The 18,857-nt window shown below is 68.8% G+C and carries 19 protein-coding genes; 10 read left to right on the top strand and 9 right to left on the bottom strand.

Features of this window, described 5'->3' with window-relative positions:
- Nucleotides 1-411 precede the first annotated feature (411 nt).
- From ABD05_RS14765 to ABD05_RS14755, 3 genes are read left to right on the top strand one after another with little or no spacing between them, the layout of a single operon-like run.
- A complete protein-coding gene (locus tag ABD05_RS14765) occupies nt 412-1,455 on the top strand; it encodes a LacI family DNA-binding transcriptional regulator (protein ID WP_047900760.1) in 1,044 nt (347 codons plus the stop codon).
- A 54-nt stretch (nt 1,456-1,509) separates the two neighbouring features.
- Nucleotides 1,510-2,298 carry a YhfC family intramembrane metalloprotease gene (locus tag ABD05_RS14760; RefSeq protein WP_047900759.1) on the top strand — a complete coding sequence of 263 codons (789 nt, stop codon included), beginning with the start codon at nt 1,510-1,512 and terminating at the stop codon, nt 2,296-2,298.
- A 13-nt stretch (nt 2,299-2,311) separates the two neighbouring features.
- Nucleotides 2,312-2,674: a DUF3022 domain-containing protein gene (locus ABD05_RS14755; protein ID WP_047900758.1), complete on the top strand. Its 363-nt coding sequence runs from the start codon at nt 2,312-2,314 to the stop codon at nt 2,672-2,674.
- Nucleotides 2,675-2,707: 33 nt separating this feature from the next.
- Here the strand turns inward: ABD05_RS14755 and ABD05_RS14750 are convergent, their stop codons facing one another.
- Entirely contained in the window at nt 2,708-3,139 is a 432-nt protein-coding gene (locus ABD05_RS14750) for a PGDYG domain-containing protein (protein ID WP_047900757.1), read from the bottom strand.
- Between the two features lie 130 nt (nt 3,140-3,269).
- Nucleotides 3,270-3,821, bottom strand: coding sequence for a Spy/CpxP family protein refolding chaperone (locus tag ABD05_RS14745; RefSeq protein WP_047900756.1), 552 nt, complete (start codon nt 3,819-3,821; stop codon nt 3,270-3,272).
- Nucleotides 3,822-4,218: 397 nt separating this feature from the next.
- Here ABD05_RS14745 and ABD05_RS14740 point away from each other — a divergent pair, with 397 nt between their 5' ends.
- The gene (locus ABD05_RS14740) at nt 4,219-4,683 is read left to right on the top strand and encodes an Lrp/AsnC family transcriptional regulator (protein ID WP_047900755.1); all 465 of its coding nucleotides are present in this window, start codon (nt 4,219-4,221) and stop codon (nt 4,681-4,683) included.
- 3 nt (nt 4,684-4,686) lie between these two features.
- Here ABD05_RS14740 and ABD05_RS14735 read toward each other — a convergent pair whose 3' ends face one another.
- The 4 genes from ABD05_RS14735 to ABD05_RS14720 form a co-directional block, all read right to left on the bottom strand.
- Complete coding sequence (locus tag ABD05_RS14735) at nt 4,687-6,111, bottom strand: sensor histidine kinase (RefSeq protein WP_047900754.1); 1,425 nt, start codon at nt 6,109-6,111, stop codon at nt 4,687-4,689.
- The gene (locus tag ABD05_RS14730; protein ID WP_047900753.1) at nt 6,087-6,752 is read right to left on the bottom strand and encodes a response regulator transcription factor; all 666 of its coding nucleotides are present in this window, start codon (nt 6,750-6,752) and stop codon (nt 6,087-6,089) included. Before ABD05_RS14730 ends, ABD05_RS14735 begins: the two co-directional genes overlap by 25 nt.
- Before the next feature lie 82 nt (nt 6,753-6,834).
- A complete protein-coding gene (locus ABD05_RS14725; RefSeq protein WP_047900752.1) occupies nt 6,835-7,296 on the bottom strand; it encodes a hypothetical protein in 462 nt (153 codons plus the stop codon).
- 38 nt (nt 7,297-7,334) lie between these two features.
- Nucleotides 7,335-8,117, bottom strand: a complete 783-nt coding sequence (locus ABD05_RS14720; protein WP_047900751.1) for a COG4705 family protein — start codon at nt 8,115-8,117, stop codon at nt 7,335-7,337.
- A gap of 248 nt (nt 8,118-8,365) precedes the next feature.
- On the opposite strand from ABD05_RS14720, the gene ABD05_RS14715 reads away from it, so the two are divergent.
- Entirely contained in the window at nt 8,366-9,466 is a 1,101-nt protein-coding gene (locus ABD05_RS14715) for a saccharopine dehydrogenase family protein (RefSeq protein WP_034181371.1), read from the top strand.
- A 98-nt stretch (nt 9,467-9,564) separates the two neighbouring features.
- On the opposite strand, the gene ABD05_RS14710 is transcribed toward ABD05_RS14715, so the two are convergent.
- Both ABD05_RS14710 and cydX read right to left on the bottom strand, forming a co-directional pair.
- A complete protein-coding gene (locus tag ABD05_RS14710; protein WP_047900750.1) occupies nt 9,565-10,182 on the bottom strand; it encodes a P-loop nucleotide/nucleoside kinase family protein in 618 nt (205 codons plus the stop codon).
- Nucleotides 10,179-10,325, bottom strand: coding sequence for a cytochrome bd-I oxidase subunit CydX (gene cydX, locus ABD05_RS35430; RefSeq protein ID WP_047900749.1), 147 nt, complete (start codon nt 10,323-10,325; stop codon nt 10,179-10,181). Before cydX ends, ABD05_RS14710 begins: the two co-directional genes overlap by 4 nt.
- A 187-nt stretch (nt 10,326-10,512) precedes the next feature.
- Here cydX and corA point away from each other — a divergent pair, with 187 nt between their 5' ends.
- On the top strand, nt 10,513-11,490 hold the full coding sequence (gene corA, locus ABD05_RS14700) for a magnesium/cobalt transporter CorA (RefSeq protein WP_047900748.1): 978 nt from the start codon (nt 10,513-10,515) through the stop codon (nt 11,488-11,490).
- A 13-nt stretch (nt 11,491-11,503) separates the two neighbouring features.
- Here corA and ABD05_RS14695 read toward each other — a convergent pair whose 3' ends face one another.
- Complete coding sequence (locus tag ABD05_RS14695; protein WP_047900747.1) at nt 11,504-11,791, bottom strand: YciI-like protein; 288 nt, start codon at nt 11,789-11,791, stop codon at nt 11,504-11,506.
- Nucleotides 11,792-12,514: 723 nt separating this feature from the next.
- Here ABD05_RS14695 and ABD05_RS14690 point away from each other — a divergent pair.
- The 4 genes from ABD05_RS14690 to ABD05_RS14675 all read left to right on the top strand — a co-directional run bounded on the left by ABD05_RS14690 (nt 12,515) and on the right by ABD05_RS14675 (nt 18,855).
- The gene (locus tag ABD05_RS14690; RefSeq protein WP_082146106.1) at nt 12,515-13,474 is read left to right on the top strand and encodes a sigma-54 interaction domain-containing protein; all 960 of its coding nucleotides are present in this window, start codon (nt 12,515-12,517) and stop codon (nt 13,472-13,474) included.
- Nucleotides 13,475-13,745: 271 nt separating this feature from the next.
- On the top strand, nt 13,746-14,084 hold the full coding sequence (locus ABD05_RS37560; protein WP_053059940.1) for a DUF3467 domain-containing protein: 339 nt from the start codon (nt 13,746-13,748) through the stop codon (nt 14,082-14,084).
- Nucleotides 14,085-14,127: 43 nt separating this feature from the next.
- Nucleotides 14,128-17,550: an N-acetylmuramoyl-L-alanine amidase gene (locus ABD05_RS35295; protein WP_053059939.1), complete on the top strand. Its 3,423-nt coding sequence runs from the start codon at nt 14,128-14,130 to the stop codon at nt 17,548-17,550.
- Nucleotides 17,551-17,583: 33 nt separating this feature from the next.
- Nucleotides 17,584-18,855 carry a hypothetical protein gene (locus tag ABD05_RS14675; protein WP_053059938.1) on the top strand — a complete coding sequence of 424 codons (1,272 nt, stop codon included), beginning with the start codon at nt 17,584-17,586 and terminating at the stop codon, nt 18,853-18,855.
- Nucleotides 18,856-18,857 lie beyond the last annotated feature (2 nt).

The raw sequence follows: 18,857 nt of genomic DNA, 5'->3' as shown, positions 1-18,857 counted from the left end.
GATGGTCTTGGTGCCGGAGGGCTGGCTGCGTTATGATCGCCCGCTCGTCGCATCGACGGCCCGGCAATCCTGCCGGCGGCGTCCGGCGACGGGTATCCGCGCCAGGTCCGGTGCGGCCGACTGCTTTTGCACGTGACCGATCGGCGTAAGCGCTGAAGCGCTGACGCTGGTCGACCGCGAAGCATGGGACCAGCGTAAGCGTTGAAGGGCTGACGCTGGTCGACCGCGAAGCATGGGACCAGCGTAAGCGTTGAAGGGCTGACGCTGGTCGACCGCGAAGCATGGGACCAGCGTAAGCGCTAAAGCGCTAACGCTGGTCGACAGAGGAGGCCGCCGGGTGGCTTACGTTTCCAACAACAAAGGTCCGTCTGCTCACGAAGCGGCGCGGATCGTACGTCGCGAGGCACGACAGTGACCGATTCGCAACCTTCCACGACGCGTCCGGCGACGATCAGCGATGTCGCGCGCGAGGCCGGCACGGGCAAGACCAGCGTTTCGCGCTACCTGAACGGCGAGACGCATGTGCTGTCCGTCGATCTGCGCCAGCGGATCGAGGCGGCGATCGCGCGGCTCAATTACCGGCCGAACCAGATGGCGCGCGGGCTCAAGCGCGGCCGCAACCGGCTGCTCGGCATGCTCGCCGCCGACCTGACCAATCCCTATACCGTCGAAGTGCTGCAGGGCGTCGAGGACGCGTGCCATGCGCTCGGCTACATGCCGCTCATCTGTCACGCGGCGAACGAGGTCGAGATGGAGCGCCGCTTCCTGCAGCTGCTCACGACCTACCGTGTCGAAGGGTTGATCGTCAACGCGCTCGGCGCCGACGAGGACGTGCTGCGCCCGCTGCGCGGCGCCGGCATCCCGGCGGTGCTGGTCGACCGGACGGTCGAGGGTTTCGAGGCCGACCTGATCGGCCTCGACAACGCCGATGCGATCGAGACGGCGATCGCGCACCTGATCGAGCACGGCTTCGACGCGATCCATTTCGTCGTGCAGCCGTTCGAGCGCGTCAGCTCGCGGCGCGTGCGCGAAGCCGCGTTCCGCGCGGCGCTGGATGCGCGCGGGCTGCCGGTGCCGGCGACGGTCGTGCTCGACCTGAACGAGCCCGACGCGGCCGCGGCGGCGCTCGCCGACCTCGATACGCGCATCGACGATGCAACGCGGCGCGGCGTGCGTGCGGCGCTGTTCGCCGCGAATGCGCCGGTCGCACTCGCGATCGCGCGCCACCTGCGCGCGCGTTTCGGCGCCGCGTGGCAGCAGAAGGCCGCGCTGCTGTCGATCGACGATCCGGAATGGGCCGAGCTGATCGGCATCACGACGATCCGTCAGCCGACCTACGAAATCGGCTACAAGGCCGTCGAATTCGTGCACGAGCGGATCGACGGCGCAGCGGGCGACGTGCGCGTCGCGATGCTGCCGGGCGAGCTGATTGCGCGCGCGTCGACCGCAAGCTGAGTATCATTCGGGGCACGCAGCGCGCCAGGTGCGCTGCCCCGAACAAGGAAATACATGACTGTCGCTCCCGTCACGCTGGCGGTGCTGATCGCCGCCACGCTGATCATCGCGCTGCTGCCGCTCGTCCTCTTCCGTATCCTGCGCAAGCCGCTCGCGCTCAACCGCCGCGACACGATCGTCGGCGTCGCCGTCTTCACGCTGTTTGCGATGATCGTCGAACGCGCGTTCCACGGTCTCGTGCTGAGCCAGACGCCGGCGGATGGCTGGCTGACGCAGCCGCTCGCGTTCGTCGCGTACAGCGCGCTCGCGACCGCCGTATTCGAGGAAGTCGGTCGTTATCTCGGGATGCGTTTCCTGAACCGGCGCTACGGCACGTCGGCCGGCGACGGCCGCGCGATCGGCTACGGGATCGGTCACGGCGGCGCCGAAGCGTGGTTCGTCGGCGTACTGGTGTGGGGCCAGTGGTCGTATCTCGCGTGGCTGGCGAGCCGCGGCCAGCTCGAGACGCAGCTTGCCGACCTGCCGGGCGATACCGTCGTGCGGCTGCACGTGATGCTCGCGACGCTGTCGGCACAGTCGATCCTGCTGTTGCTGCTCGAACGCTGCGCGGCGTTCGTGCTGCAGCTTGCGCTGTCGGTGCTGGTCTGGCGCGGCGTGCGCGCCGGCCGTGCGGGCGTGCTGCCGCTCGCGATCGTGCTGCATGCGCTCGCGGCGGCGCCGGCGCTGCTGTACCAGGTGCGCGTGCTGCCGGCCGGATGGGTCGAGGCCGCGTATTTCGTGCTGGCCGCGATCCTGGTCGTCGTGATGGTGAAGACGTGCCGGCCGTCGCGTACGGCAGCCTGACGGGAGAGACGGGATGGACGACTATCTGATCGAATGCCAGAGCGCGGAGTTCGACGCGCTCGCGCGCGTGATCTGCGATCTCTTTCCGGAGCAGACGCGCTTCACCGAAAGCAGCGACGAGCGCGGGCGGTTCCTGTCCGTACACTGGCTCGCGATGCGTTTCGGCGCGACGCCGAAGCGGATGACACTCGATATCCGCGTCGTGCCGGCCGCGCTCGCGCGTTATCTCGCGTTCAAGCCGATGCAGCGCGCACGCAGCCATGCGGTGCTGCATGCGTATACGGAAGCGATGCTCGGGTCGCTCGAGGAGCGTCACGCGGCCGGCGAGGCCGTCGAGCGCAACGCGGAACTCGAACTCGACGAAGACTTTGCGTGAGCGTGTGCGCCGGCATCATGCCGGCGCGGCGGATTACGCGTCGCGGTAGACCTGCGCGAAGCGCTGCGCCTGCACGACGCCGTAGTCGCCGGGCGCGTACTGCATCACCCAGTCGCCGGCGACGCCGCGCAGCGTGTCGCCGTTTTCCGAGCGGGCGATCGTAAACGGCTCGTCCATCCGGCGCGCGAGCACGACGGCCGGCCGGTTCCGGTAGGCGCCCGATGCGCCGTGCGCGAGTGCCGGATCGGCGGGCAGGTATTTGGCGTCGAAGCGCGCGCGCGACACGACCCAGCGGTCGCCGGTCGAGCCCGTGATCAGCGCGTCGCCCGCGACATAGCGGTTCGGGCCTTCGAGGCTCATCAGTTCGCCGTCGGCGTCCGCGAATGACACGGCGACGGTTTCGTCCTTGACGACGCGACGGGCCTGCGGGTCGGTGCGCAGATCGATGTGCTTGAGTTCGAGCATGGCGAGGAAGTGCGGGAAAAGCCGGGAGCTTATCCCGAATTCGGCGCGCCGTGTGACGCGCGCCGATCGCGGGCAGGACACGCGGCGCCGTTCGGCCCGGACGGGCAGCGCGGCGCCGGCGGCGAGGGCGTCAGGGTTGCGCGGGTGCGCTGGCGGCCTGTGCGGCTGCCGCCTTGCCTTCCTTGCCCTTCGTCTTGCCCTTGCCGCGGTGCTCGCCGCCATGGTTCAGCCAGCTGCGGAACGTCGTGTCGGCCAGCGCCTTCTGCTCGGCCGGGAAGCTCGCGTAGAGCGGCGCGAATGCGTCGGCGAGCTTCTTCGCGCCGTCGGCGTTCGCCTGCGACAATTCCGCATACTGCTTCATGTCGTCGAGCGCGGAGACGTCGTGCTTGGCCATCCGTTCGCTATAGAGGCGGCCCATCGTTTCGCCGTTGCCGCGCATCGTGTCGGCGAACGTCTTCCATTGCGGTTCCTGCGCCGACGTGATCTTCAACTGGTCGTGCAGGTACTTGATGCGCTGCTCGATGCGCGCTTCGTGACGTGCCGCGCGCTGCTCGGCGCTCGGGGCCGACGCCGCGACCGCAGCCGTGGTGGCTGGAGCGGGCGCTTGCGCCGGCGCCGGGGTTTGCGCGAACGCGCTGGCTGCAACGGCGAGCGTAGCGAGGGTGAGCGAGATTTTCTTCATGGTTGGCTCTCCGGGGTGGTGTCTTGCGAGCGGGCGCGGCGGCAATTGCCGCAAGCGCGCATCTCGCGTCGCACGTTATTAGTAACACGTTGCGTGCGGCGCGGCGGTGAATGCGACACTTGCTTACATCCGATACGAGTCGAAATTGAAAGGGACATAGCGGCTCGGTACGGGGCGCGCGATGGCCCGGCACGTACCGGCGACGGGCGCGGCAAACAGGCGGCAAACAAGCGGCAAGTGCGATCCGGATGCGGACGTTGCGCACGCACAAGGCGGCGCGACCGCATGACGGCGTGCGATTGCGCCGTCGTGCGATGCCGTTTGGGCGTGCGGGCGTTCGGCGCTATCATCGCGTCACCTTCCACTCAGCCGGCGCGTCGCACGCCGGCCCAGCCTCATGCGTCCACCCCGCCTCGATCAACTCGACGATCTCGACCGGCAGCTCGTCGCGCTGCTGCAAGCCGATGCGCGCGCAAGCGTCGCGGATCTCGCGCGCCAGCTCGACGTCGCGCGTACGACGGTCGTCGCACGCATCGCGCGGCTCGAACGCACCAACGTGATCGCCGGCTACAGCGTCCGGCTCGGGCAGGACGTGCTCGATGCGAGCATCTACGCGTATGTCGGCATCATCCTCACGCCGAAGTTCGGCAAGGACGTGTTGCGCAAGCTCGACCGGATGCCCGAAGTGCAGCTGCTGTGCGCGGTGAGCGGCGAGTACGACTACGTCGCGTGGCTGCGTGCCGATTCGCCCGAACGGCTCAACGACCTGCTCGACCAGATCGGCACGCTCGAAGGCGTCGAGCGCACGACCACGTCGATCATCCTGTCGCGCAAGATCGATCGCGGGACGGTCGGCGGCTGACGCTCACGTCCGGCGACTTTCGCGCCGCGCGTCTTGCGCCGGCGCATCGGCCAGGCTGTCGGGCTGCGCTGCGCCGGACGGCCGCACGAGCGGAATCCGCACCGAGACGCGCAGCCCGCGCGATGCCGGTTCGTCCGCATACGCGAGCGCGATGTCGGCGCCCATCCGGTCCGCGAGGATCTTCACGATCGACAGGCCGAGCCCGGAGCCGATCTGCGCGTTGCCGGGCACCCGGTAGAACGGATCGAACACGCGCTCGCGTTCGTGCGGCGCGATGCCCGGCCCGGTGTCGGCGATCGTCACGCACACGTGTGTGTCCGTTCGTTGTGTCGACAGATCCACGCGTCCGCCGGGCGGCGTGTAGCGGATCGCGTTGTCGACCAGATTCATGACCAGCGACGTGAGTTCGAACTCGTCGACGGGCACGCGGGTGTCCGGGCCGTCGTCGACGCCGATGTCGATCGTCTTGGCGTCGGCGAGCGGCATCAGGTCTTCCAGCACGCGGCGATAGATCGTATGCACCGACACGGCGCCGGGCGGCGCGGCCGGCGCGCTTTGCGCACGCGCGAGCGCGAGGAGTTGCCCGATCAGGTGGCGGCTGCGGTCGAGCCCGCCGCGCAGCGCGGCAAGCCGCGCGCGCGCATCGTCCGGCAGGTCGGTGTCGGCCAGGCGCTCGGCCTGCAGCGACATCGCCGTGAGCGGCGAGCGCAGCTCGTGCGCGGCGTCGGCGACGAAGCGGCGCTGCGCGTCGACCGATTGCGTGACGCGCGCGAGCAGCCGGTTGATCGCGACGACGAACGGCCGCACCTCGACCGGTACGTGCTCGGCCGGCACCGGGCGCAGGTCGTGTTCGTCGCGCGCGTCGATGCCGGCGGACAGCACGGCTACCGGGCGGAACAGCTTGCGCACGAGATCGGCGACGAGCAGCAGCAGGATCGGCACGAGGATCAGCAGCGGCAGCGCGGTGCGCCACGCGCTTTCGCGTGCGACGTCGTCGCGCATGCCGGCTTCCTGCGCGACCGCGATGCGCTCGCCATTCGCGAGCGTATGGACCATCACGCGATACACGTTGCGGCCGGCTTCGACCGTATGCAGCCCGTCGGCGAGCGTCGGCGGCAGCGCAAGCCGCGGCGCGCCGTCGGCGGCCGGTTGCGGTGCGCCGCCGAGCGGCTGCACGATCACGCGCGACAGCTCGTCGCTTTCTCGCGCGGGCCCGGCACCGGCGGCCCGGGGCGAAGGCGCGCGCGCACGGTCGAGCAGCGTCGCGACCTCGCGCAGCACGTCGTCCTGCAGTTCGTGCGCCTCGTCGAACGCCGACGAAAACGCGAACGCGGCCGCGGCCATTGCGACGACCAGGATCGCCGCCGACAGCGCGACCGACAGGCGGAACCCGATCGACTCGCTCAGATGCTTCTTGAAACCATCCATCCCGCACCCCTGACGTTCTTGATCACGGTGCTGCCGAGCTTGCGGCGCAGCGAATGGATCAGGAATTCGACCGCGTTGCTTTCGACTTCCTCGCCCCAGCCATACAGGCGATCCTCGAGCTCGCGGCGCGACAGGATCGCGCCGGGGCGAACCAGCAGCGCGCGCAGCAGCGAGAACTCGCGATTCGACAGCGGGACCGGCGCATGCCCGTCGACGGCGGCCTCGCGCGTCGCCGGGTCGAGCGACACGATGCCGTTGCTCAGCAGCGGCGCGGCCGAGCCGGCCCGGCGCCGGATCGCGACGCGAATCCGCGCGAGCAGCTCGGCCATCTCGAACGGCTTCACGATGTAGTCGTCGGCGCCGCCGTCGAGGCCGCGCAGGCGATCGTCGAGCCCGTCGCGCGCGGTGACGATCAGCAGCGGCGCGCTGGCGTCCTTCGCGCGGATGCCGGCCAGCACGTCGAGCCCGTCGCGGCCGGGCAGGCCGAGATCGAGCAGGATCAGGTCGTAGGGCTGCGCCGCGAACGCGGTCAACGCGTGCGCACCGTCGGTGACCCAGTCGGTGGCGTACGACGCGTCCTTCAGCGCAGCATGGACTGCCTCGCCGATCATCGGGTCGTCTTCGACGAGCAGTATTCGCATGCGTGTTCTCCGTGCCGGGCAATCGCCGCCAGCGTATGCGATTCCCGGGCGCGCGTCACGCGCCGCGCGCCCGGCGCAACGCTTATTTGCCGCCGAACCGGTCGAAGGCCGCGAGCAGGTTCTTCATCGCCGCGGCCGAATCGGCCTGGGTCGGATGGTCGGCGCGCAGCGCGGACAGCGCGCGGTCGATCTCCTGGTCGACCATGTGCCAGTCGGCGGCCGCGCGCGGCTTGAGGCCGGCCTCGGCCGCATCCCACGCGATCTCGAGATCCTTGATGCGGGTCTTCGCACCGGACAGGTCGCCCTTGCCGACGAGCGTATTGACGTCGGCGGCGATCGTGCGGAACTGCGACAGGTCGCCGAGCTTCGATGCGTGCGCCGCCGCGGACGACGCCGCGGACGACGCCGCGGCCGGCGCGGGCGACGATGTCGATGCGTTCGCATCCTGTTGCTTCGAGCAGCCTGCGGCGGCGCCCAGCGCGGCAATCGCGGCAATCGCGGCCGCGGCAACGGCGAGACGGGAAACGGAATACGGGAAGCGCATGGGGTGTCCTCGATTCGATGAACGGAAAGGAAAGGGTGTCATTCGGTGGCGCCGGCCCGCGTGTGCGGGCCGCTGCCGAACTGCGCGACGGCGACGAGCAGCACGATCACGGTCAGGAACAGCAGGCTCGTCCACGCGGCGCCGAAGCCGAGCCCGCCGTATGCACGGGCCTGCGTGAGCAGGTCGCCGAGCGAGGCGCCGAACGGGCGCGTCAGGATGTACGCGATCCAGAACGCCAGCACTGCATTGACGCCAAGCCGCCACATCACGAACACGGCCGCGATCGCCGCGCCGAAGCACAGCGCGCCGAGCGTGAAGCCGAGCCCGAGCGCTTCGGTCGCGAGATCGCCCGCGGCGGTGCCGAGCGCGAACGTGCAGAGGATCGCGGCCCAGTAGAACAGCTCGCGCCGCGGCGTGACGATCGTGTCGATCGACAGCGTGCCTTCGACGCGATGCCACACGAAGAAGATCGCCGCGAGCGCGACGGCAAACGCAGCGGTGCTCGCATACAGGCTGACGTTCAGGCCGTCGGTGAGCAGGTCGGTGATCTGCGTGCCGACGATGCTGACCAGCACCACCGTGAGCCAGTAGATCCACGGCACGTAGCGGCGCGTGCGCAACTGCAGCCACAGCGCGATCGCGAGCAGCGACGCCATCGCGATGCGCGTGACGACCTGGCCGAGGCCCGCGTTGACCGCGAGAAAGTCCGCGCCGGTTTCGCCGACCGTGGTCGACATGATCTTGATGATCCAGAACGACAGCGCGACGTCGGGCACCTTGTTCAGCCAGTGCGACGCGCGATTGACGGATACGGATTGCATGCGATGCCTCCTTGGCGATCGGGTGGTCGGCATGCAGTCTGAAACGGGAAACTTAGGCCAGCCATAGCGAGGCCGGCGACGGGATAAATGCACTGTTTCGACATTTCGACGAAATGTGTCGTCGTAACGTCGAAATTATCGGTCGTTTCGCATCATTCTTCGTCTTGGAACTGATTTTGCGCGTCCCTAAACTGTGTTCATGGCTAAACGCCGTCCACAACACCAACCCATCATCAGGAGATAAGCGCATGAAAATCGCCATCGTCGGCGCAGGTCTGATCGGCCACACCATTGCTCACATGCTGCGCGAAACGGGCGACTACGAAGTCGTCGCGTTCGACCGCGATGCGGATGCGCTCGCGAAGCTGTCGCGCGAAGGCATCGCGACGCAACGGGTCGATTCGGCCGACGCGAATGCGATTCGCGAAGCAGTGAAGGGCTTCGATGCGCTCGTCAACGCGCTGCCTTATTACCTCGCGGTCAACGTCGCCGCCGCCGCGAAGGCTGCCGGCGTCCACTACTTCGACCTGACCGAAGACGTGCGCGCAACCCACGCGATCCGCGAACTGGCCGACGGCTCCGACCGTGCGTTCATGCCGCAATGCGGCCTCGCGCCGGGCTTCATCGGCATCGCCGCGCACGAACTCGTGAACGGCTTCAGCGAAGTGCGCGACGTGAAGATGCGCGTCGGTGCGCTGCCCGAGTATCCGACCAACGCGTTGAAGTACAACCTGACGTGGAGCGTCGACGGCCTGATCAACGAATACTGCCAGCCGTGCGAAGCGATCCGCGACGGCCGCAAGCAGTGGGTGCAGCCGCTCGAAGGCCTCGAGCACTTCTCGCTCGACGGCACCGAGTACGAAGCCTTCAACACGTCGGGCGGCCTCGGCACGCTGTGCGAGACGCTGTCGGGCAAGGTCGAGACGCTCGACTACAAGTCGGTGCGCTACCCGGGCCACCGCGAGCTCGTCCAGTTCCTGCTCGAAGACCTGCGCCTGTCGACCGACCGCGACACGCTGAAGTCGATCATGCGCCGCGCGGTGCCGTCGACGAAGCAGGACGTCGTGCTCGTGTTCGTCACGGTGACGGGCGTGAAGGACGGCCAGCTCGTGCAGGACGTGTTCACGCGCAAGATCTTCGCGAAGGACGTGTGCGGGATGCACATGAGCGCGATCCAGATCACGACGGCCGGCGCGATGTGCGCGGTGCTGGATCTGTTCCGCGAGAAGAAGCTGCCGCAGAGCGGTTTCATCCCGCAGGAAAAGGTGTCGCTGAAGGCGTTCCTGTCGAACCGCTTCGGCAAGCTGTACGAAGGCGGCACGATGGAGCGCGTGCACGCGGTAGCCTGACCACCCGCCAGCCTCTGGCACGAGGGCCGTACGACGCCGGGAGCGCAGCAGCGCTTCCGGCGTTGTTTTTTAGGGGGAGAAAGCGGGAAGGGCGCCGGTCAGGCCGGCAGCGGCGGGACGATTGTCGCCGGCGCCGGGGGCGGCACGATGCGGTACAGCAGCGCGGCGACATCCGCGTCGGAAGGCGCGGTGTTGTCGAACATCACGATGCCGTCGCATTCGCGGCCGGTCGGCACGAAGCGGCGCTGCCGGTATTCGTCCCAGTGCGTGAGCTTGTACGCATCGTTCGGGTTGCCGCGCGCGACGATCCGCGCGTGCGCGACGTCTTCCGACGTGTGGACCCAGACGACCGTCAGCGTGACGTCGGGCGCGATGCCGAGCCACGCGCGGTCGAGGATGCGCCGGTCGCGCACTTCGCGCGACAGCGGGCCGACCACGATCGCGCTGATGCCGAGCGCGAGATTTTCACGGGCCGTGTCGAGCAGGCCGTGGTATTCGGGATCGCGCAGATGCTTCAGGTAGAGCGGGCTGTCGCGATCGTTCGGATCCTCGGTCAGCGCGCCCATCGCGGCCGAGCTGTAGCGGCCGTACAGCGTATCCTTGTCGAGCAGGCAGAAGGCCTCGCCGGTCGCGCGTATCAGCGGCCCGATGAGCCGCTTCGCGAGCGTGGTCTTGCCGGTGCCGGCATGACCGCAAAAGAACACCAGGTGCGTCACGAAACCTTGCCTCCCGACCCCTGGCTCGACGTATCGCTGCGCTTGTCGCCGCTCGAGAACACTTCCGCTTCCAGCCACATCGCGTTGACGATGCCGAAACCGAGTGCCACGCCGATGCCGAGTATCCACGAGAAATACCACATGGGTCTGTCTCCTTGACGGTTGGGCCGCACGGCCGCACGGCCGTGCGGCGTGCGTGTCGAAGTGCGCTGGGGCGCGTGCTGCGGTGCACGCAGCCCGATCATGACCAATATCGGCGTACCGCGCAAGCCGGGCCGCCCGCGCAGCAAACCGGTAAACTGATGCGCAAACCGCAACATCACGGACAACATGCTGATCAACTGTGCTGCATACCAGGACGGCCGCAAGCTGGCCGACATCGATATCGACGCCATCAGCGACTACGTGTCGAAGCCGGAATGCTTCGTATGGGTCGCGCTGAAGGATCCGACGCCCGACGAAATCGACCTGATGGGCGAGGAGTTCGCGCTGCACGAGCTCGCGCTCGAGGATGCCCGCAAGGGGCATCAGCGGCCGAAGATCGAGGAGTACGGCGATTCGCTGTTCGCGGTGCTGCATATGGTCGAGCTCGACGATGACGGCGAACTCAAGGTCGGCGAGCTGAACCTGTTCGTCGGCCCGAACTATGTGCTGTCGATCCGCAACCAGACCGAGCAGGACTTCCGCGACGTGCGCAAGCGTTGCGAGCGCGAGCCGCATCTGCTGCAGGAAGGCTCGGCGTTCGTGTTCTACGCGCTGATGGACCAGGTCGTCGACCGCTATTTCCCGATCCTCGAAACGCTCGGCGCGGAGCTCGAGGAACTCGAGGACCGCATCTTCACGAAGGCCACGCCCGCGTCGTCGCGCGCGATCATCGAGGATCTCTATTCGCTGAAGCGCCGCCTCGTGATGCTGCATCAGCACACGGCGCCGCTGATCGAGCCGCTCGCGAAGCTCACGGGCGGACGCATCCCGCAGATATGCAGCGGGATGGAGCATTACTTCCGCGACGTGTACGACCATCTGCAGCGGATCGTGAAGACGATCGAAGGGCGGCGCGAGATGGTCGTGACGGCGATCCAGGTCAACCTCGGAATGATCTCGCTGGCCGAGAGCGAGGTGACCAAGCGGCTCGGCTCGTTTGCCGCGCTGTTCGCGATACCGACGATGATCGCCGGTATCTACGGGATGAACTTCGCGAACATGCCCGAGCTGCACCTGAAATACGGCTTCTACGGCTGCATTGCAGTGATGGTCGTCGCCGATTTCGCGCTGTGGTGGCGCTTCAAGCGGGCAGGGTGGCTGTAGCCGTTCTGCGCCCCTAGCGCGGCGCGTGCTTGCCGACCACGACGCGCCACGGACGTACGCGCCACGATTTCACGAGGCCGTTCTGCACGTACGGATCGGCGCGCGCGAACGACTCGGCCGCCTCCGGCGAATCACCTTCGAACACGAGCACGGCCTGGTCGGCCGGGTCCGTCAGCGCGCCGGCGAGCACGAGTTCGCCGCGTGCGGTCGCGGCCTGGGCGAGAGCGAGGTGTTCGGCACGGAACGGTTCGCGACGGGACAGGTAATCGTCGACGAGTTCGTAGATCAGCTGGTAATGCATGCGTTGCTCCGGGAAAAGTCGGCGGCCGCGGCAGGTGTGTCGGTGCGGCCGCCGGTCGGTCAGTCTGCTGCGGCCAGTATAGGACAGCCGGGCGGCCGCGGCGCCACGCAAGAGGAAGCGTATTTCCGCTTTCCTGAATGCAACTAACGGTCCGGTTTCCCTGCGCCCTGAAATCCCGGCCGCGAACGCGCCTTTGATGCAGCGGAGTCTGCAGGACAGGCGCCGGCAGGAGAGACGCGATCATGACCCATCCGCGTCGCCGGTCCGCGCCATTGCCGCGCGGTTTTAAGCAGCGGCTTTGGAATTCGTCCGAAAAAACGCAGCGAAAATCGTTTGCGGGGACGCGGTCGCCATTGGCGCAGGCATGCGCGTGCAGTCGCCATCGATCCGGCGCGCGCGCGTTGCCGGACGCGCGGTCCGGCCTGCCGGCGGCGCGTGCGCGGCACGATGGAATCGAGGTTGAAAATCGAATCAACTCGCCTATGCTCAACCTGTTTCCTCTGTGCAGGTTTTCGGGGTAAAGCAGGCATTCCGGTTGAATCCATGCCGCAACACAGGGCTCGCGCACGGCGCTGAACGTGGGTCGGATGCGACTGCGGGGTGGGGATGCCGAAGCTGATGCATGCCGGCACGAAAAATCAGATGAATGGCCGCATGACGGCGCTTCGCCAGTCGTCTCGTTGCATTGGGCGCGGTTTTGAAGAACGTTGAGGAACGACGAACATGCTCGCATCGTCGGGCGGCGCCTCGCATGCGCCGGTTCTCGTCGGCGCCAGCGCGGCGATGGAGCGGCTGCGCATCGATATCGGCAAGGTCGCGCGCATCGACGCCAACGTGCTGATCATCGGCGAGACGGGCACCGGCAAGGAATGCGTTGCCGAGTCGATTCACTGTGCGAGCAGCCGCGCGCGCTTTCCGCTGGTTCGGGTCAACTGCGCGGCATTGCCGGACACGCTGATCGAGAGCGAACTGTTCGGCTATGATCGCGGCGCGTTCACCGGCGCGCAGCAGCCCTATCCCGGCAAGGTGCGGCTCGCGGACCACGGCACGGTCTTTCTCGACGAGATCGGCGAACTCTCGCCATGCGCGCAGGCGAAACTGCTGCGCCTGCTCGAAAGCCATGAAGTGTTCCCGCTCGGTGGCCGGTCGGTCGTCAAGGTCGACGTGCGTTTCATCGCGGCCACCAATTCGGAACTCGAACTGCTGGTCGAAGCGCGTGCGTTCCGCCGCGATCTGTATTACCGGCTCAACGTCGCGATGCTGTGCCTGCCGCCGCTGAAGGAGCGGCGCGACGATCTCGTCGAGCTGTTCGCACACCACGTCCGCGAATTCAACCGGCGTTACGACGCGCAGGTCGGCGCGCCGAGCGCGGATCTCGTTGCCTGCATGCGCGCGTATCACTGGCCCGGCAACGTCCGCGAACTGCGCAATCTCGTCGAATCGATCTTCATCGATCCACCTGTCGGCACGGTCGGCGTCGAGCATCTGCGCGAGCCGTTCCGCCGGCTGTTCGCAGCCTACGCGCGCAGCGGCGACGGCGAGCGGGAGCGCCTGATCGCGATCCTGCAGGAGACCAACTGGAACAAGAGCAAGGCAGCGGAAAAGCTCAGCTGGTCCCGGATGACGCTCTACCGGAAACTCTCCAAGTACGCGCTCGACGATCACCTGCCGCACAAGGCGTGAGCGCTCGCGATCCGCGCGTCACGTGTTGTCACTGTGTCACACCGTTGCTAGTCCACTTGTGACAGTGCCGCGATCACGGCGGCGCGTGCCTGGGCGACGCGCCGCGCCATCGCGCGATCGCCCGGTGTCACATCGGCCTGTCACTTCGCTCCCGGCCGTCGCGTCGCGGATGCCGCGCCGTCCGCGCGCACCGCGCATTTGACCGCGTGTTCCCGGCTGGTACGGCAATTGCGTGATCGCACGCGTCCCTCACGTCGCGGAACCTGAGACGATGCACAAGACCTCGACCAAAGGCCAGCGGCCGCCGGAGCGGCGCTACGTCAACTATTTCGAAGTGGGCCACAACCTCTGCGAGTTCGTGATCGATCTCGGGCAGTTCAACGTGGAGATCGCGCGGCCGCTGCTGAGCAGCCGGGTCGTGACCGGGCCCGCGTACGCGAAGCTGCTCGCGCGAATGCTGCGGGAATCGGTGGAGCGCTTCGAAGCGTCGTATGGCGCGATCCGCGAAGCGGGCGACGAACTCGACCCGTTCGAGGTCGTCAAGCAGTCGATTGCCGGATACGACGGCGCGCCGGACGGCGGCGCCCGCATCAAACCGGACAACGAATAGGCGCGCAACCGCGCGGCATGAACCGTCGCCAAAGGAGAAGGGCATGGCTAGCCAGATCCGCCCGAACCGGATCGAGATCAGCGATCGCTTCCCGATGATCGGGTTCACCATCCACGCGGATGGCGGGCCGAAATCGTTCGAGGTCGCGATCGCCACCGATCCGTCGCTGTTCAAGCCGGATGCGCGCGCACGGCGCACGCGCGCGAACTTCTATTCGAGCCGCGCGCGCGGCCCCGTGACCGCCGCGCGCGGCGAGGCCGTCTATCTGTTGCCGGCCGACGTCGTCGCGCGATTCATCGGCCAGGACAAGTTGTATTACGGCCTCGCCGCCGTCGGCGACAAGTCGGTCGATGCGCCGACCGTCCCGGGCGACGGCAGTCCGTATATCAGCCTGAAAGGGCTCAGCGAGCGCGCGCTGCGCCGCGTGCGGGTCCTGCCGAACCGGCAGCAGATCGCGGCGGGCTATGGCGTGCCGTCGCCGAAGGAACTCGAATGGGCCGGCGACGTCGTGCAGCCCGGCGTCGCACCGATCGCGGCGAAGGGCAACGGCCAGTCCGCGCCGTCGCCGGGCACGCCGGTCGCCGCGCCCCCGGCGGGCGGCAATGCGGCGGGCGCGAACGGCGTCGCGCACGCCGCGTCGCTGGCCGACTACGACGACGGCTACGGCCCGCTGCCCACGGCGGACGGCGGTGCCAGTGGCAGTGGCGACACAGGCGGCAGCGGCGCCGCGTCCGCCGCGGACGACGACGCGCCGACGCACGCGATCGACTGGCCGATTCCGGACGACACGGCAACGGCAGGCGGCGGCACGGCCGCGAGCGCAAGCGCGCTCGGCGCCGACGTGCCCGATTATCCGCAGGCAAGCCGGTTCGTGCCGGCGGCCTCCGTCAACTTCCGCCACGTGAGCGGCACGCGCACGATCTCGCGTGTCGTGATCCACATCACCGAGGCCGCGACCACACGCAGCACGATCAACTGGTTCCAGAATCCGGACCAGCGTACCCGCGACGGCACGCACGTGAACGTCAGCGCGCACTACGTGATCGGGCGCGACGGCGAGGTCGTGCAGATGGTCCACGACAACGACGTCGCGTGGCATGCGCACACCGCGAACAGCGACAGCATCGGCATCGAGCACGTCGCGATCGCGGGGCGGCTCAATCCGACCCAGGCCGAATACTGCGCGTCCGCCGCGCTCGTCGCGTGGCTGTGCGACACGTACGGCATCTCGGTCGATCGCACGCATATCCTCGGCCACTCGGAGGCCGATCCGCACACGTCGCACGTGAACTGTCCGAACGCGGTGTGGGACTGGGACTACTACATGCATCTGGTGACGACGCGCAGCTGCGACGCGCAGCAGGCGGACAGCGCGCATCCGGCGGCCGCGCAGGCGCTCGCCGCCGGCAGCCAGCCGGTCACGCTCGCGCGGCCGGCCCACGACCCCGCGCCGCATCATGCGAACCGCCGTCACGACGGCCGCGCGATGGCGCTCGGCGGCCAGTCGTACACGCTGAACTGGGACGGCGTCGAGCTGATCGCGCAACCGACCGACTATTCGTGCTGGGCCGCGTCGGCCGCGATGGTGATCGGCTGGCGCGACCAGATGTCGCTGACGCCGGAGACGATCGCGTCGATCTGCGGGCGCACGACGGCCACGGGCCTGGATCCCGGCCAGGTCGGGCCGTTTGCGCAGGACATGGGGCTCACGTCCGAGCCGCCGCAGTCGTACACGATCGACGCGTTCCGCCAATTGCTCGAAGATCACGGCCCGCTGTGGGTCGGCGCGAAAGTGCCGGGGCTGCATGCGATCGTCGTCACCGGGATGTACAGCGACGGCGCGGAAGACGGTTCGGATACCTACGTGAGGATCACGGATCCGTGGGATCGCGTCGCGGGCACGCCCGGCGCGCCCGGGCCTTACCGGAACACGCATGCGACCGGCAGCCGCTACATCCTGCGCTGGGCCGATTTCGTCAGCGAGTATGAAGGTGCCGCGACGATGTCGAACGTGAACCTGCAGATCCTGCATCCGGACAATGCGCTCGGCCGCCAGCCGAATCGCGGCAAGCCGGCCGACTATGCGATGGCGGCTGCCCTCGCGGACCGGCGCGGCGCCGATGCGCGCTATCGCTCGCCGCGCGCCCATGCGCTCGATGCGCCGCCGCCGCTCGAGCCGGGCGACGTCGCGATATCGGGCGGCCGCACCTACGTGGTGTTTGCGAACGAGGTGCGCACGGGTGGCGTGCCGGCGTGGCGCAACCACAACCCCGGCAACATCACCGCCGGCGAGTGGGCGGACGCGCACGGCGCGTATGCCGGCAAGCGCAACGGCGGTTTCGCGATCTTCCCCGATGACGCGACCGGCTTCGACGCGGTGATCGCGTTCATCGGCAGGTTTCCGAACGACACGATCGTCGCGCTGATGTCGCGTTATGCGCCGCCCGACGACGGCAAGAACCCGATGCTGAAAGGCAACGATCCGGCGGCCTACGCGCGCGCGATCGCCGCGCGGCTCGGCGTGCCGGTCACGACGCAGATCAGCGCGCTCGACGACGGCCAGCGCCGCACCTTCGCGTCGGAAATCCAGCGGATCGAGACGGGGTCAAACGGCGCCGGCACCTCGTACGCATATAACGATCCGAAGCTGCCGGCCGAGATTCGCAGCCGCCTGCCGGCACCGGCCGCAAGTGCGCCCGATGCCGGCACCGACGCCGGCGGCCAGGATGCCGCGAGCCCCGACGCCGGCGCGCCGACCGGCGCTGCAGGCGCAGGGGATGCCGGGGCAGGCGCGGGCGACGCGGGGAGCAGCGATGCATCGGCGTCGCAGGCGCTCGCGTATGCGGCCGGTGCGACGCCGTCGCGGCCGCATCCGCACCACCCGCACGCACGCGCGCCGCATACGCTGACGCTGGCCGAAGGCGGCGTCCCGTCGAACCCGGCCGCGCCGCCGGCCGATGCGTCGCCGCCGAGCGTGGCGCCAGGCACGGTGCCGGGCGCCACGCTCGACACGCAGGTCGGCGAAGCGGGCGGCGTCACCTGGGCGCTCGACCAGTTGCACGGGATGAAAACCGTCGCCGGCGCCGATGCCGCAAACCGTGCGCTGGTCGACGGTCCGACGATCCGCATCACCGACTGGCCGTACCTCGACGATCCGGGCGGCCAGCGCGTCTGCGCGCATTTCTTCGTCGACTGGCATTTCGACGGCCGCTCGGTCGGCGACGTGCAGATCGTCAACGTCGGCGCGAGCGACGCGCCGGGACACACGCTGCACGTCACGGCGCACATCGAGGACGACCCGCAGCGCTATCCGCCCGGCAAGCCGCTGTTCGGCGCGCTGCGCGTGCATTTCGCGTACCGCTTCGTCGAGCCCGACGCGTCGGTCCACGAGGCGACCACCGAGCTGCACCTGTTCGGCGACGGCACCTACGAGCAGGCGAGCCACTGGGCCGCGCTCGCGGCCTGAGCGACGGACCGGCCCCTCCCGGCAATCATGGTCATGCTCCCCGCGCCCCCGCCACCCGTTCGCCGCACCGCGCGGCCGGCCGTCGCCTCCGCCGCGGCGTCGGCGGAGGTCGACGCCGCGCGCGCGCTGACGGCGAACCTCGGTTCGTCGCTGCATCGATCCGCGGCGTTCCGGGATCTGCCCGCTCACGCGCGGCAGGGCATCCTCGCCGACCTCGATCGAATCCATCGCGGGCTCGGCGGCGCCGCGGCGACCGCCGGCGCGCTGGGTACGCCGCTCGAACTGCACCGCTTTGCGCCGGCCTCCGCACCGGCGGACCCCGGCACGCCCACCGATCCTCCGCCGGATTCGTCCGCGCCCGGCGACGGCGCCGCGAAGACGCCAGGCCCGAAAGCCGCGGCGACCGAGACGATCGCGCGCCGCGCCGGCGCGCTGTCCGACGAGATCGATTTCCCGAAATTCGTCGCCGCGCTGGTGCACGGCACGTTCGACGCGATCGTCGAGGCGTCGATCCGGCAGATGGAGGCGTTCGCCGAGCTGGTCAGCGCGGTCGCCAAGTCGGCCGAGGATTTCACGCGCGAGAACATCACGCCGAACCAGGCGCGCGACTGGCTGGTCGCGCACTATCCGCAGGATCTCGAACTCGATCACGCGCAGGGCGAGCCGAAGGTGGTGCCGCGCGCGAGCGCGCCGCCGCAGGACGACAGCGAGCCGGACCAGCCGAACTCGCCCTCGTGGCTTGCCGAGTTCGATCTCGCGGGGGAGGAGCTGACGCCGGAGCTGGCCGAGACGCAACTGGTGCCGAAGGCGCAGCAGCGGGCCGGGCAGAACCGCCTGCAGACGCTCGCGACGATGGTGCTGCTCGGCATGAACCGCGTCGTCGTGCGCGACGGCACGATCTCCGCGCGCCTGCGGTTCCGCGCGGTGGCGGCCGACACCGCGAAGGTCGATTACGCGGTGTCGAACGACCCGAACCAGGGCAGCGATCTCGGCACGCGCGGCAGCACGACCTACGCGACGCCGTCGCTGCAGGTGTCGACGGTCGGCGTGAACGTGCAGGCCGACAGCGAGCTGCGCGCCGAACTGTTCGGCGAGGTGAAGATCAATTTCGCGAGCGAGACGCTGCCGCTCGAACGGTTCGTCGACGATGCGCGCCGCACGCTGCTCGAACGGCATGCGCGCCCCGCGCCCGTGCACAAGGCGTCGCCGGCGCCGGCGCTGCCGTCGCCGGCCGAGGTCGTGCCCGCCGTTGCGCCGTCGCCCGCGATCGCCGCCACGCCCGCGCCGGCGGGCGCCGTCAAGTGAGG

Origin of the sequence: Burkholderia pyrrocinia (genome assembly GCF_001028665.1) — a bacterium.
GTDB classification, from domain to species: Bacteria; Pseudomonadota; Gammaproteobacteria; order Burkholderiales; family Burkholderiaceae; genus Burkholderia; species Burkholderia pyrrocinia.
This window is presented reverse-complemented; position numbering and strand designations above follow the sequence as displayed.

Bases quoted from the DNA above. Each gene is read 5' to 3' on its own strand.
- ABD05_RS14740 (WP_047900755.1), top strand. From the start codon at position 4,219: ATGCGTCCACCCCGCCTCGATCAACTCGACGATCTCGACCGGCAGCTC.
- ABD05_RS14730 (WP_047900753.1), bottom strand. From the start codon at position 6,752: ATGCGAATACTGCTCGTCGAAGACGACCCGATGATCGGCGAGGCAGTC.
- ABD05_RS14750 (WP_047900757.1), bottom strand. From the start codon at position 3,139: ATGCTCGAACTCAAGCACATCGATCTGCGCACCGACCCGCAGGCCCGT.
- ABD05_RS14715 (WP_034181371.1), top strand. From the start codon at position 8,366: ATGAAAATCGCCATCGTCGGCGCAGGTCTGATCGGCCACACCATTGCT.
- ABD05_RS14720 (WP_047900751.1), bottom strand. From the start codon at position 8,117: ATGCAATCCGTATCCGTCAATCGCGCGTCGCACTGGCTGAACAAGGTG.
- cydX (WP_047900749.1), bottom strand. From the start codon at position 10,325: ATGTGGTATTTCTCGTGGATACTCGGCATCGGCGTGGCACTCGGTTTC.
- ABD05_RS14760 (WP_047900759.1), top strand. From the start codon at position 1,510: ATGACTGTCGCTCCCGTCACGCTGGCGGTGCTGATCGCCGCCACGCTG.
- ABD05_RS14745 (WP_047900756.1), bottom strand. From the start codon at position 3,821: ATGAAGAAAATCTCGCTCACCCTCGCTACGCTCGCCGTTGCAGCCAGC.
- ABD05_RS14675 (WP_053059938.1), top strand. From the start codon at position 17,584: ATGCTCCCCGCGCCCCCGCCACCCGTTCGCCGCACCGCGCGGCCGGCC.
- corA (WP_047900748.1), top strand. From the start codon at position 10,513: ATGCTGATCAACTGTGCTGCATACCAGGACGGCCGCAAGCTGGCCGAC.
- ABD05_RS14690 (WP_082146106.1), top strand. From the start codon at position 12,515: ATGCTCGCATCGTCGGGCGGCGCCTCGCATGCGCCGGTTCTCGTCGGC.
- ABD05_RS14755 (WP_047900758.1), top strand. From the start codon at position 2,312: ATGGACGACTATCTGATCGAATGCCAGAGCGCGGAGTTCGACGCGCTC.
- ABD05_RS14725 (WP_047900752.1), bottom strand. From the start codon at position 7,296: ATGCGCTTCCCGTATTCCGTTTCCCGTCTCGCCGTTGCCGCGGCCGCG.
- ABD05_RS14695 (WP_047900747.1), bottom strand. From the start codon at position 11,791: ATGCATTACCAGCTGATCTACGAACTCGTCGACGATTACCTGTCCCGT.
- ABD05_RS14735 (WP_047900754.1), bottom strand. From the start codon at position 6,111: ATGGATGGTTTCAAGAAGCATCTGAGCGAGTCGATCGGGTTCCGCCTG.
- ABD05_RS37560 (WP_053059940.1), top strand. From the start codon at position 13,746: ATGCACAAGACCTCGACCAAAGGCCAGCGGCCGCCGGAGCGGCGCTAC.
- ABD05_RS35295 (WP_053059939.1), top strand. From the start codon at position 14,128: ATGGCTAGCCAGATCCGCCCGAACCGGATCGAGATCAGCGATCGCTTC.